This is a genomic window from Nioella aestuarii, assembly GCF_050896395.1.
GTDB lineage: Bacteria > Pseudomonadota > Alphaproteobacteria > Rhodobacterales > Rhodobacteraceae > Nioella > Nioella aestuarii.
In genome coordinates, this window is the sequence record NZ_JBPBBA010000023.1 from 24,819 (window position 1) to 37,457 (window position 12,639).

A 12,639-nucleotide genomic window follows, 5' to 3' on the forward strand; every position below is an offset into this window, starting at 1 on the left:
ACACGGCAAGGCGGAGAGATTTCGCCTTGTCCGTTCACCACGAAAGGCAGGGGACAGATGCCTAAAGGGTATATTATCGGACATATCACCGTCACTGATCCTGACGCCTATCTGGAATACATCCGGCAAGACACGCCGATCCTTCAGAACCTGGGCGCCAAGTTCATTGTCCGGGGTGGGCAGTCGGAAGTGCCGGAAGGCGAGACCCTTGAACGCCATGTGGTGATCGAGTTCCCAAGCTACGAGGCCGCAAAGGCCGCTTATTACGATCCAGAATATCAGGAAGTGGCCAAAATTCGCCGGGCCTCGGCGGATAGTGTCATGATCCTAGTGGAAGGCCACGAATGACCGACAATACGGCACAGACCCCCGCAGGCCCGGTACTGGCCGCCGACGGGCGCCCTCTGAAAGCGAGCTTGAACCGTGCGCTCCGGGCCCAGAAAATCCGCGCGCTGCTGCTGATTGCGCCGCTGCTTCTGTTCATCCTGATCACCTTCATCCTCCCGATTGCGGACATGCTGTTCCGGTCGGTCGAGAATGAGATCGTGCGAGAGACGCTGCCGCGCACTGTTGCCGCGATGGAGGAGTGGGAAAACCACGAAGAAGCGCCGGGCGAAGACGTGTATGCGGGGCTGTATATCGACCTGTTCGAGGCCGCCGAGTTCCGCCGCCACACCCGTGTGGGCAGCCGTCTGAACTATGAGATGACGGGAATCTCATCGCTGTTCCGGCAGGCCGGTCGCGGTGTTGGCCGATTTGACACCGATATCTACACCGATCAATTCACTGAACTGGATGCAGCCTGGGCCGATTATGGTACCTGGAGCGAGCTGATGGGCGACAGCGCCATCCGAGCTGCGCTGCCCGAGACAGCCGACGCGTTTGACACATGGGTTCGGATCACCACCGAGGCCAACAATGATGATCCGGCGGAAGAAGATATCGAGGATTTCGTCTTTTTCTCGCTCTATCGCGACCTGAGCGGACGCGAGTATTCAGGCAGCAACGCGCTGCTGAACACTGCGGCGCAGGCCGTGGGAGGGTTTGAAAGCATCTCGATCCGCGAACAGTTCGAAGACCTGGATGAAGACTGGCTGAATCCCGATATCTTAGAGACGATCTGGGTCTATTCGCCCTCTTATACGCCGGGCTACTTCTTGACTGCGATCGACATGCAGCTTTCGGCAGACGGAATTACAGCACAGCCTGAGGACCGTCAGATCTATGTGACTCTGTTTGGCCGGACGCTGTTCATGTCGCTGGTCATCATGGGCAGCTGCGTGTTGCTGGGCTATCCGATTGCCTTCCTGCTGGCGAACCTGCCGATGCGCGTGTCGAACGTGCTGATGATCCTGGTTCTGCTGCCGTTCTGGACCTCGCTTCTGGTGCGGACATCGGCGTGGAAGGTTCTGTTGCAGCAACAGGGTGTGATCAACGACATCCTGGTCTGGGCCGGATTGGTCGCAGATGACGCGCGATTGCAGCTGATCAACAACCAGACCGGTACGATCATTGCCATGACGCATATCCTGCTGCCCTTCATGATCCTGCCGCTTTATTCGGTGATGCAGACCATCCCGCCGTCTTATGTGCGCGCTGCCAAGTCACTTGGCGCGACGGATTGGACAGCCTTCTGGCGGGTCTATTTCCCGCAATCCATTCCGGGTATCGGGGCGGGGTGTATCCTCGTCTTCATCCTCGCCATCGGCTACTACATCACGCCGGAGCTGGTTGGCGGCAGGACCGGGACGTTCATCTCGAACCGGATTGCCTATCACATCTCATCGTCGCTCAACTGGGGTCTGGCTGCTGCGCTTGGCAGTATCCTCCTCGGGGTCGTGCTGATCCTGTATTGGATCTATGACCGCATCGTGGGCATCGACAACGTGAAGCTGGGGTAAAGAACATGAGCAGCCTTCCTCCTTATGCCTCCACCGGCCAGAAAATCTGGTTCTACAGCTTCCGAGTGATCTGCGGGTTGATCTTCTTCTTCCTGATCGCCCCGATCATCACGATCATCCCGCTGAGCTTCAACGCCGAGGATTTCTTTACCTTCACGCCGGGTATGCTGGCGCTGGATCCAGACGCCTACGGGCTGGATCACTACCGGGATTTCTTCACCAATCCCGATTGGCAGCAGCCCCTTTGGAACTCGGTCCGGATTGCACCGATGGCAACGCTGCTGTCTGTCGCCTTCGGGACATTGGCCGCGATCGGCCTGTCGCAGTCCCATGTGCCGTTCAAGGGCGCGATCATGGCGATCCTGATCTCGCCAATGATCGTTCCGCTGATCATTTCGGCCGCCGGGATGTATTTCTTCTACAGCCGCATCGGGTTGCAGGGGACCTATATGGGGGTTGTTCTGGCCCATGCGGCGCTTGGCATTCCGTTCGTGATCATTACCGTGACCGCGACTCTGGTAGGCTTTGACAAGTCGCTGACCCGTGCTTCTGCCTCGCTAGGGGCCAATCCGGTGACGACCTTCTTCAAGGTGCAGATGCCGCTTATTCTGCCGGGGGTGATTTCCGGTGGTCTCTTCGCGTTCATCACGTCCTTTGACGAGGTGGTTGTGGTGCTGTTCGTGGGGTCCGCCGGGCAAAAGACACTGCCCTGGCAGATGTTTATCGGGTTGCGTGAACAGATTTCGCCAACAATCCTGGCCGTGGCCACGATCCTCGTGGTGATCTCGATCGCGCTGCTGACAACGGTAGAGTTGCTCAGGCGACGGTCGGAGCGGTTGCGGGGAATGAGCCCCGGTTAACGGATACGGGCGGCCTTCGGGGCCGCCCTTTTCGTTTCGCCGCCTTTGGCGTCGACCCGGGAACGCGCCTCGTCACCCCCCGCTTACGCGGGGACCTCCTCGGCTCGTGTTGCCACGGATAGTTGGAGAGCGAGGCGCCCAGGGTTTCGGGCCCCGTCCCCGGTGGGGAGGATCGGATGCCTCCGGCGGGAGTATTTGGGCAAAGAAGAAGGTCAGTAGGCGGTGACGCCCCCATCGATTGCGATGGCCTGACCGGTCATGTAGCTGTTGGCAGGGTCGAGCATGGCCAGCATCGCGGCGGTGATTTCCTCGGGTGTGCCTAAGCGTTTCATCGGCGAGGCGCTTGCCAGGAATTCTTGCATCTCGGCCATGCCGCTTTCGGTGACCATCGGTGTGGGGCTGTAGAAGGGGCAGATGGCGTTCACGCGGATCCTGTTGCGGGCTTCCTCAATCGCGGCGGTCTTGGTGAGGCCCACCACAGCATGTTTGGCGGCGGCATAGGCGGCGAGCTTGGGGGCGGCGCCCAGACCGGCCACGGACGCCACGTTCAGGATCGCGCCACCGGTGTCCCTCATCAGCGGGATCTGATGCTTGAGGCCAAAGAACGTGCCCTTTGCATTCACCGCATGGATCAGGTCAAACTCATCCTCTCGGATGTCGGTCAGGCGCTTCATCGGGCCCGCGATTCCGGCGTTGTTCACCGCAATATCCAGCTTGCCGAACTGTTCTATGGCCAGGTCACAAAGCGCCTTGACCCGATCCTCTTTCGTCACGTCGCAGCGCATATAGGCGGCCCGATGCCCGCGGGCCACGTGGCGCAGGCCCCATTTGTTTCGATCCCCCATCACCAGAAGCGCGCCTTCGGCGGCCAGCGCCTCTGCCAGCAACTTGCCAAAGCCGCTGGCGGCCCCGGTGATCAGAGCGACCTTGCCCTCGAAGCGCTTGTTCATATCGTGAGCCCGCCATCGACGACCAGCAACTCGCCGGTCGTGTAGCTGGCGGCATCAGATACGAGGTAGAGCACCGCGCCCGCCATTTCCGAGGCTTCCGCCGGGCGTTTCATGGGAAGGCGGGCCATGATCTCATTGTAATGGGTTTCGCTTTCCAGAAGCGCGCCTGCGAAGCGTGTGCGGGTCCATCCCGGCGCCAAGGCATTGACGCGGATGCCGAACTGGGCGCATTCCTTGGCGAAGGCGCGGGTCATGTTCACCACGGCGCCCTTGGTGATCGAGTAGGTGCCCTGCATATCACCGGGTTCCAGCGCGTTGACCGAGGCCGTGTTGACGATGGCCCCCTTGCCCTGATCGCGCATCATCTTGCCCGCCTCGACCGACATGAAGAAATAGCCCCGGATGTTCACGTCGAGCGTCTTCTCGAAGGTCGAGAGATCGGTGTCGAGGATATGCCCGAAATAGGGATTGGTGGCCGCGTTGTTCACAAGGATATCGAGGCGGCCGTGCGTGGCCTTGATGTGGTCGAAGATGGCGGCGATCTGGTCCATGTCGCCGATATGGCAGGGAAATGCCTCGGCACTGCCACCTGCGGCCTGGATCGCCTCTGCCACCGCGCGACAACCGTCGATCTTGCGGCTGGAGACAATCACATGGGCACCGTGTTCGGCCAGGATCTTGGCAATTTCCTCTCCAATTCCGCGACTTGCGCCGGTGACGAGCGCCACGCGGCCAGTCAGGTCAAAGAGCGGATGTGGTTGGATGGTCATATCTGGGCCTCTCTGTTTCTTCGGAAGGCTAGAGGGGAAGGGCGGAAAGGCAAGCGCTTTCCGGGCGTGAAACGGAATGACACGACGGCACAGTTGACAACCGGCCGGGTGGCTCTGATCGTTCGGGCAGCCAAATCGCAAGGAGACATGTGGTGGATTTCGAACCGACGCCGAAGATGCGTGAGATGCAGGCGCGCCTGACCGAGTTCATGGCAGCGCATATCTACCCGGCGGAACCGGTTTTCGCGCGGCATTTCGAGACAACGGAGACGCCTTTTCGGACGCCCGATTTCTATGAAGACCTGAAGGACAAGGCCCGCGCGGCGGGACTGTGGAACCTCTTCCGCCCGAAGGCCCATGGCGGGGAGCTGTCTAACCTCGAATATGCACCGTTGGCCGAGATCATGGGACGGGTGTGGTGGGCGCCGGAGGTTTTCAACTGCAATGCGCCCGACACAGGGAATATGGAAACCCTGATGCTCTACGGTTCGGAGGCGCAGAGGGCGCGCTGGCTGGAGCCCCTGCTGGCGGGCGAGATCCGGTCGGGCTTTGCCATGACCGAACCGGATGTTGCGTCGTCGGATGCCACAAACATTCGCACCGAGATACGCCGGGATGGCCCTGACTACGTGCTGAACGGGCGCAAATGGTACACGACGGGCGGTATGCGCGAAAGCTGTGCGGTGTTCATCGTCATGGGGAAGTCGGACCCGGACAATGCGGATCGCCACAAGCAGCAAAGCATGATCCTTGTGCCGCGTGATACGCCCGGGTTGAAGATCCTGCGCCATGTGACGACTTTTGGCTATGCGGACGCGCCGTTTGGTGAGGCGGAGATTGAGTTCGACAATGTCAGGGTGCCCGCCGAAAACCTGCTACTTGGCGAGGGCAGGGGATTTGAAATCGCTCAAGGACGGCTCGGGCCGGGGCGTATCCATCACTGTATGCGGCTGGTTGGAGCGGCTCAGCGGGCGCTGGAGTTGATGATGGACCGGGTCGAGGAACGCGAGACGTTCGGGCGGCGGCTTAGCCAACATCAGTCGGTGCGCGAGGACATCGCCAAAAGCTGGTGCGAGATCGAGCAGGCGCGCTTGCTGACGCTGAAAGCCGCGGCAAAGATCGACCGGGACGGCGCGAAGGCCGCCAAAGATCTGATTTCCGCGATCAAGATCGTAGCTCCGATGATGGCGCAGACGGTCATTGACCGATCGATCCAGATCCACGGGGGAAAGGGCCTTACGCAGGACCTGCCATTGGCGGAATTGTTCAATTATGCCAGACAGATACGCTTTGCTGACGGACCGGATCAGGTGCATATGATGGCGCTTGGGCGGCAGCTGGTGAGGGCGCATCACGAGGGCAATAAGGGGCCGGTTTGATGGAGGAGGCGGAGCTTCGACGGCTTGGAACCTATCTGGAGGCGCATTTGCCCGGATTTCGCGGGTTGCGGACCGCCCAGAAGTTCTCGGATGGGCAGTCGAACCCGACATACAAGCTGCGTGCTGAGAGCGGCGCGTATGTCCTACGCCGCAAACCACCCGGAGAGTTGCTGAAATCGGCCCATGCGGTGGACAGGGAGTTCCGAGTTCTCTCAGCCTTGGCGGAAACGAATGTTCCAGTGGCTCGGGCCCTGCATCTTTGCGCGGATGACAGCGTGCTTGGCGCGATGTTCTACGTGATGGAATTCGTTGACGGGCGGGTTTTCTGGGACCCTGCATTGCCGGGGATTGAGCCATCGGATCGGGCGGCGATCTACGATCAGATGAACCTGTCCCTCGCGGCGATTCACTCCGTGGATCTAGAGGCCGTGGGATTGTCGGATTTCGGTCGTGCGGGCAGCTATTATGAACGGCAATACGGTACCTGGGTGCGTCAGTACCGGGCGACTGAGACCGGGCAAATTCCGGCGATGGAGCGGATTATCGACTGGCTGGACGCGAACATGCTGCCCGATGATGGGCGCGTGTCGCTTGTTCATGGTGACTACCGGCTGGATAATGTGATGTTCGCCCGGGACACGCCCAGGTTGATTGCGGTGATGGATTGGGAACTGTCCACCCTGGGACATCCGCTGGCCGATCTTGCCTATCAATGCATGCTGTGGCGTATGCCACCGGGCCCGGTTCTCAGTGGGCTGGAAGGTGTAGATCGCCGGGCGCTTGGGTTGCCAACGGAAGACGATTATGTTGCGCGCTATTGCGAACGGGTGGGGATACCGGGGATCGACAACTGGGAGTTCTACCTCGTCTTCGGCCTGTTCCGGCTCGCAGCCATTGTGCAAGGCGTGGGGTATCGCGGTTTGCAGGGCAATGCATCCTCTGATCGGGCTTTACAGGTGGGCGCTTTGGCTGCGCCTTTGGCCGAAAAAGCCTGCGATATCCTTGATGGGCGAGGCTGAGGCGCTGCTCTAAGCCATTGAAATCCGATTCATATTTGGAATCCAATTGGTTGTCAGCCAACTCTAGAGTCATATCTGAACAGAGTGAAGGGTGACTTGAAAATCAGACCGCCCCGCAATCTTTGCCAGATTACGGGGCGGCAGTATTTGATCATACAACTTTAAGAAGATTTCCCTTCCCTTAACTGTTTGATTTCTTTTCAAAAGGTGGGAAGCGCGTCATCTCTGCCGCTACGGTCCAATCCATATGGTTGCGCACGAACTCGTTCGACGCATCACGCGGCGGTTGATAGTCCCAACTGACCAGCGCGCCGATCTCCATCGCGTTGTGAACCGGCCCACGGCGCTTTTGGCTGGCCAAAACGGCTTCGTAGAGCAGCTTTTCTTGCCATTTCTGAGAAATGAACGATTGAAACTCTGCAACTTTCTGTGCGTGCGCGGGATCGTCAGCCAGATTCTTCTGCTCAAAAGGGTCAGAAGAAATATCAAACAATTGAGGGGGATCAACCTCGCAATGGATATATTTCCAGGTACCACGCCGGATCATGAAGATTGGGTGGCTTGCACATTCCGCACAATACTCCCCAATGACTTCACCTCCATCAGGGTTATCCACAGCCCCCTGAAGCAGCGGCCAGATCGAGCGGCCATCCAATTCCATAGCCGGATCGGGCGCGGATTGACCGGTTGAGGACGCGATATCCAGGAACGTGGGCAGGATATCGAGCAGGCTGACAGGCTCTGCAACGGTCCGGTTCTCAACGCCGGGTCCAGCAATAATCATAGGGATTCGAGCGGAATGCTCGAAGAAGCTCATCTTGTACCAGAGCCCCCGTTCGCAAAGCATGTCGCCATGATCCGATGTCACGATAACGATCGTGTTGTCCAACTGCCCGGATTCCTCCAACGCCTTCACGATTTCACCGACCTTGGAGTCAAAATAGGACGTGTTGGCATAGTAGCCGCGCCGGGCGTTCCGGATCTCCTGTTCCGTCACCGGCTGCGCGTCCGCGCCGATACCGTGATGCACGCGCAGCGTGTGCGGGTCATCGGCCAGCCCTGTTTGCGGCATGTCGATTTCGTCGTCGGAGTACAGGTTCCAGAACTCTGGGCGCGGCACGTAGGGGTCATGAGGGTGGATCAGGCTGACGACCATGGCGAAGGGCGCTGTACCGCGCATTGCATATTCCAGAATGCGGCGGCGGGCGAGGAAGGTGGCCTCCTCGTCATACTCGATCTGGAACGTAGTTGCCGCGGGGCCGGCCTCCTGCACCGACTCCATGTTGTGATACCACTTGTCGATGCGTTCGTGCGGGTTGGTCCAATCGGGGGTCCAGGCGTGATCGGACGGGTAAACGTCTGTGGTCAGGCGTTCCTCGAACCCATGAAGCTGATCGGGGCCGACAAAGTGCATCTTGCCGGACAGACATGTGCGATAGCCCATCATTCGGAGATAGTGCGCGAATGTCGGAATTGATGCGGGGAACTCGGCGGCATTGTCATAGGCGCCAATTTTTGAGACCAGCTGTCCGGTCATGAAAGACGCGCGTGACGGCGCACAAAGGGGCGAGTTGCAATAGGCAGAATCAAAGCGCGTTCCGCGTGCGGCCAATGCGTCCATATTGGGTGTCTTAACAACCGGATGGCCATAGGTGCCGGTAAAGTGCGGCGCAAGCTGATCGGCCATAATCAGCACGATATTGGGGGGGGATTGCATCAAATGTCCTCTCGTTCGGGGGTAATCCAGGTGCGTCGGCGCGCAGGGGCGGCCGGGACCGTTGCGCGGCCCATCACAGTCAAAATTGGTCGCAACGCAAGAAAATTTCTTCCTTTTCCTGAAAGCTTGTCGGAAATAGTGAACCGTTGGTCGAATTTGGGTTTTCGCACCAGAAATCCCGTGCGAGAGTAACGCATGGACTCGCTCACTCGACCCACATTTCGCCGTACAAGCGAAGCGGTAGTTTCGAAAAAATCGAAACGTTGGCTTCCCGCCTGTGAAAGCTGGTGCAAATGCAAGGTTTTCTGATCAAGTCCACAGATCGTGGCTCTTGCCGTGTCGGACACTTGCCCTTTAGCATAAATTTTGACCGACTCCCGGCAGCGGAGCGTCTGAGCTGTCTGAGACAGCTGGTGGGGCGATCCAGTTATGAACAGCTCGAGACTGCTAGAAACTCGAAATGAATACGACAACAGCGGAGAATAAAATATGACGAAGACCTCACTCATCTCGGGCGGCGTAAGCCGCCGTGGCGTGCTCAAAGGCGCGTCTGCCATTGGTGGTGCGGCCCTGATCGGCCCGATGGGCGCCCGCATGGCGCAGGCGCAGCCAACCCGCGGCGGCATCCTGCGCGTTGCTCAGGCGCACGGGTCGACAACTGACTCCATGGACCCGGGGTCCTGGGAAAACGACTTCACCATTCTTCAGGCCCACACCCGCAACAACTATCTCACAGAGATTGCGCCTGATGGCTCGCTGGTCCCTGAACTGGCCGAAAGCTGGGAAGCCTCGTCAGACGCCGCGACCTGGACCTTCACGATCCGGTCTGGTGTTCAGTTCCATTCCGGCCATATCCTGACCGCCGAAGACGTTGTCGCCTCGCTGCGCCACCATATGGGTGAGGACTCCACCTCGGCCGCCGCGCCGATCGTGGCCCCGATCACCGATATGCGTGTCGATGGCATGAACGTCATCTTTACGCTGGCGTCCGGCAACGCCGACTTCCCCTTCGTGCTGGCCGACTATCACCTGCCGATGCTGCCGTCGCGCGATGGTGCGATTGATCCGATGACGACGGATGGCTGTGGCCCCTACAAGATTGAAGAGATCGAGTTCGGCGTTGGCGCCACCTATTCGCGCCATGATGGTTACTGGAAGTCTGACGCAGCCTATTTCGACGGTGTCGAACAGATCGTGATTCACGATGCCGCCGCTCGTCAGAACGCGCTGATCTCGGGCGAGGTCGACTATATCGACTCTGCCGATCTCAACACCGTTCACCTGCTTCAGCGCGCGCCCGGCGTGGTGGTTCTGTCGGTCACCGGCACCCAGCACTATGGCTTGCCGATGGACACCCGTGCCGCCCCGTTCAGCGACAACAACATCCGTCTGGCGCTGAAATACGCTATCGACCGTCAGCAGCTGGTGGACACCATCCTGAACGGCTTCGGTGAAGTGGGTAACGACCACCCGATCGGCTCTGGCCAGCTCTACTACAACACCGAGCTGGAGCAGAAGACATACGACCCGGATCGTGCCCGCTACCACCTGGCGCAAGCCGGGCTCGAAAGCCTCGACGTGGATATCCACCTGGCCGACGCCGCCTTCGCGGGCGCTGTTGACGCGGGTGTGCTCTACTCCGAAAGCGCGGCTGGTGCTGGCGTGAACCTGAACGTGGTGCGTGAACCCAACGATGGTTACTGGTCCAACGTCTGGATGCAGCTGCCGTTCTGTGGCACCTACTGGGGCGGTCGTCCGACCCAGGATCTGATGTTCTCGACCGCTTACGCCGAAGGCGCACCGTGGAACGAGACATACTGGAGCCACGAGCATTTCAACCAGCTGCTGGTAGCCGCACGTGCAGAACTGAACTCGGAACTGCGTCGCGAGATGTATTTCGAGATGCAGCAGATCTGTTCGGACGAAGGCGGTATCATCATCCCGATGTTCGCGGCCTATGTCGGCGCGCACAGCGACGCGCTGGCGCACCCCGAACAGGTTGCGTCGAACTGGCGCAACGACGGTCACCGCATCGCCGAACGCTGGTGGTTTGCCTGATCTAACCTACATCGCCCCGGGCCACATTGGCCCGGGGTTCTTCTTCTGTGACCTTTGGCGCACTGGGGGCAGTGCCGCCTGAAGGGGGACCCATGTCACATATTTGGAGCATGATCGCGAAGCGATTGGCCCTTGGCCTTTTGACGCTGTTCATCGTGTCACTGCTGATTTTCGGAGCGACAGAGCTGTTGCCCGGCGATTTCGCCGAAGAATTTCTTGGTCAGGCTGCAACGCCTGAAACCGTTGCTGCAATCCGGCGAGAGCTCGGGCTCGATCTGCCGATGCACACCCGATACATTGAATGGCTAACCGGTGTCGTTCAGGGCGATTTCGGCAATTCGCTATCCAACCGCAGACCCGTAATCGAGCTGATCAGCACACGGCTTGGCAACACGCTGTTCCTGGCTCTCTATGCTGCTGCGATTGCGGTGCCGCTCTCGCTGATGCTGGGCATTCTTGCCGCGCTGTTCCGCAACAGCTTTTTCGACCGGTTTTCGAACGCCTCTGCGCTCACCTCGATTTCCTTCCCGGAATTCTTCGTCGCCTACATCCTGATCTTCTGGCTGGCAGGCCGGGGGGGGATGTTCCCCTCGATGGCAAGCTTCCGCGGTGATCCGTCCATGGCTGAGATGCTCTACCGAACCTTCCTTCCGGCCCTGACCCTGACGCTTGTTGTAACCGCACATATGATGCGGATGACGCGGGCGGCGATCATCAACCTTCTGGCGTCGCCTTATATCGAGATGGCGCGGCTAAAGGGGATGAAGCCGATGCGGGTGATCGTCCGCCACGCGCTGCCCAATGCGCTGGCCCCGATCATCAACGTGATCGCCCTGAACCTTGCCTACCTGATCACAGGTGTGGTCGTGGTCGAGGTGGTTTTCGTCTTCCCCGGTTTGGGCCAGTTGATGGTCGATAGCGTGGCAGCGCGGGATATGCCTGTTGTGCAGGCGGTCGCTCTGATCTTTGCGGCGGCCTATGTGCTGCTGAACCTGACGGCGGATGTGTTGGCGACCTTGTCCAACCCGCGCCTTGTGCATCGTCGTTAAGGGGGGCGGATCATGGGTTTTCTGATTGGACTATTCTGGTTCGTTGTTGTCGTCGCAGGCTGCATGGCTGCGGGCTGGCTATTCCGGACCATTGCCATTGCCGTCACTCCGAAAGGGGTCAAGAAAGAGCTGCGCACCGCGCCGCTGACCGCGTCTTTCGGGATGCTGGTGATCATCATCTACATCATCGTGGCCGTGTTCGCCCCGCTGATTGCCCCGTTCCCGGAACGGGCGGTCGTCGGGCCGGAATACATGCCGTGGGATCAGGTGCATCTCTTGGGCACCGATAATCTGGGTCGCGACATGCTGTCCCGCCTGATTTTCGGGGCACGCAACACAGTTGGGATCGCGTTTGCAACCACGATGCTGGCCTTCCTGATCGGGTCCGTTCTGGGGCTGCTGGCGGCAACGGTTGGTGGCTGGCTGGATCAGGCGCTTAGCCGCACGGTGGACGTGCTGATGGCCATTCCTGCGCTTATCTTCTCGTTGCTGTTGCTGACCATCTTCGGCACCTCGATCATCACCCTGATCATTGTCATCGCGATCATCGACTCCACGCGGGTATTCCGCCTGGCCCGCTCGGTCGCGCTGAATATCGTGGTAATGGACTATATCGAGGCCGCGAAGCTGCGGGGTGAGGGGCTGTGGCGGCTGATCACGAGAGAGATCCTGCCCAATGCCATGGCGCCGCTGGTGGCGGAATTCGGGCTGCGCTTTTGCTTCGTGTTTCTGGCCATTTCGGCGCTCAGCTTCCTTGGTCTTGGCCTGCAACCGCCCATGGCGGACTGGGGGTCTATGGTGAAGGAAAACGCAACGCTGATCGCGTTCGGCGACATCACACCGCTGCTGCCGGCAGGGGCCATTGCGCTGCTGACCGTGTCCGTCAACTTCGTCGTTGACTGGCAGTTGCATCGCGCCAGCGGGTTGAAGGAGTAA

The 12,639-nt window shown here is 59.6% G+C and carries 10 protein-coding genes and 1 pseudogene; 8 read left to right on the forward strand and 3 right to left on the reverse strand.

What is annotated here, in order from left to right:
- Nucleotides 1-57 precede the first annotated feature (57 nt).
- The 3 genes and pseudogenes from ACROHD_RS13380 to ACROHD_RS13390 form a co-directional block, all read left to right on the forward strand.
- Complete coding sequence (locus ACROHD_RS13380; protein WP_432678556.1) at nucleotides 58-348, forward strand: DUF1330 domain-containing protein; 291 nt, start codon at nucleotides 58-60, stop codon at nucleotides 346-348.
- Nucleotides 345-1,901 carry an ABC transporter permease gene (locus ACROHD_RS13385; protein WP_432678558.1) on the forward strand — a complete coding sequence of 519 codons (1,557 nt, stop codon included), beginning with the start codon at nucleotides 345-347 and terminating at the stop codon, nucleotides 1,899-1,901. Before ACROHD_RS13380 ends, ACROHD_RS13385 begins: the two co-directional genes overlap by 4 nt.
- Before the next feature lie 14 nt (nucleotides 1,902-1,915).
- Nucleotides 1,916-2,761 (forward strand): annotated as a pseudogene (locus tag ACROHD_RS13390) (ABC transporter permease); the annotation flags it as partial.
- 212 nt (nucleotides 2,762-2,973) lie between these two features.
- Here ACROHD_RS13390 and ACROHD_RS13395 read toward each other — a convergent pair.
- Together ACROHD_RS13395 and ACROHD_RS13400 are read right to left on the reverse strand one after the other, a co-directional pair.
- Nucleotides 2,974-3,711, reverse strand: coding sequence for an SDR family NAD(P)-dependent oxidoreductase (locus ACROHD_RS13395; protein ID WP_432678561.1), 738 nt, complete (start codon nucleotides 3,709-3,711; stop codon nucleotides 2,974-2,976).
- Nucleotides 3,708-4,481: an SDR family oxidoreductase gene (locus ACROHD_RS13400; RefSeq protein WP_432678564.1), complete on the reverse strand. Its 774-nt coding sequence runs from the start codon at nucleotides 4,479-4,481 to the stop codon at nucleotides 3,708-3,710. The genes ACROHD_RS13395 and ACROHD_RS13400 overlap by 4 nt, the downstream gene beginning before the upstream one ends.
- A gap of 152 nt (nucleotides 4,482-4,633) precedes the next feature.
- Between ACROHD_RS13400 and ACROHD_RS13405 the strand changes: the two genes are divergently transcribed.
- Both ACROHD_RS13405 and ACROHD_RS13410 read left to right on the forward strand, forming a co-directional pair.
- Entirely contained in the window at nucleotides 4,634-5,860 is a 1,227-nt protein-coding gene (locus ACROHD_RS13405; RefSeq protein WP_432678566.1) for an acyl-CoA dehydrogenase family protein, read from the forward strand.
- A complete protein-coding gene (locus ACROHD_RS13410; RefSeq protein ID WP_432678568.1) occupies nucleotides 5,860-6,879 on the forward strand; it encodes a phosphotransferase family protein in 1,020 nt (339 codons plus the stop codon). The genes ACROHD_RS13405 and ACROHD_RS13410 overlap by 1 nt, the downstream gene beginning before the upstream one ends.
- Nucleotides 6,880-7,060: 181 nt before the next feature.
- On the opposite strand, the gene betC is transcribed toward ACROHD_RS13410, so the two are convergent.
- Nucleotides 7,061-8,596, reverse strand: a complete 1,536-nt coding sequence (betC, locus tag ACROHD_RS13415) for a choline-sulfatase (RefSeq protein ID WP_432678570.1) — start codon at nucleotides 8,594-8,596, stop codon at nucleotides 7,061-7,063.
- 489 nt (nucleotides 8,597-9,085) lie between these two features.
- On the opposite strand from betC, the gene ACROHD_RS13420 reads away from it, so the two are divergent.
- From ACROHD_RS13420 to ACROHD_RS13430, 3 genes are all read left to right on the forward strand, one after another.
- Complete coding sequence (locus ACROHD_RS13420) at nucleotides 9,086-10,654, forward strand: ABC transporter substrate-binding protein (protein ID WP_432678572.1); 1,569 nt, start codon at nucleotides 9,086-9,088, stop codon at nucleotides 10,652-10,654.
- 92 nt (nucleotides 10,655-10,746) lie between these two features.
- Complete coding sequence (locus ACROHD_RS13425) at nucleotides 10,747-11,703, forward strand: ABC transporter permease (protein ID WP_432678574.1); 957 nt, start codon at nucleotides 10,747-10,749, stop codon at nucleotides 11,701-11,703.
- Between the two features lie 12 nt (nucleotides 11,704-11,715).
- Entirely contained in the window at nucleotides 11,716-12,639 is a 924-nt protein-coding gene (locus ACROHD_RS13430) for an ABC transporter permease (protein WP_432678577.1), read from the forward strand.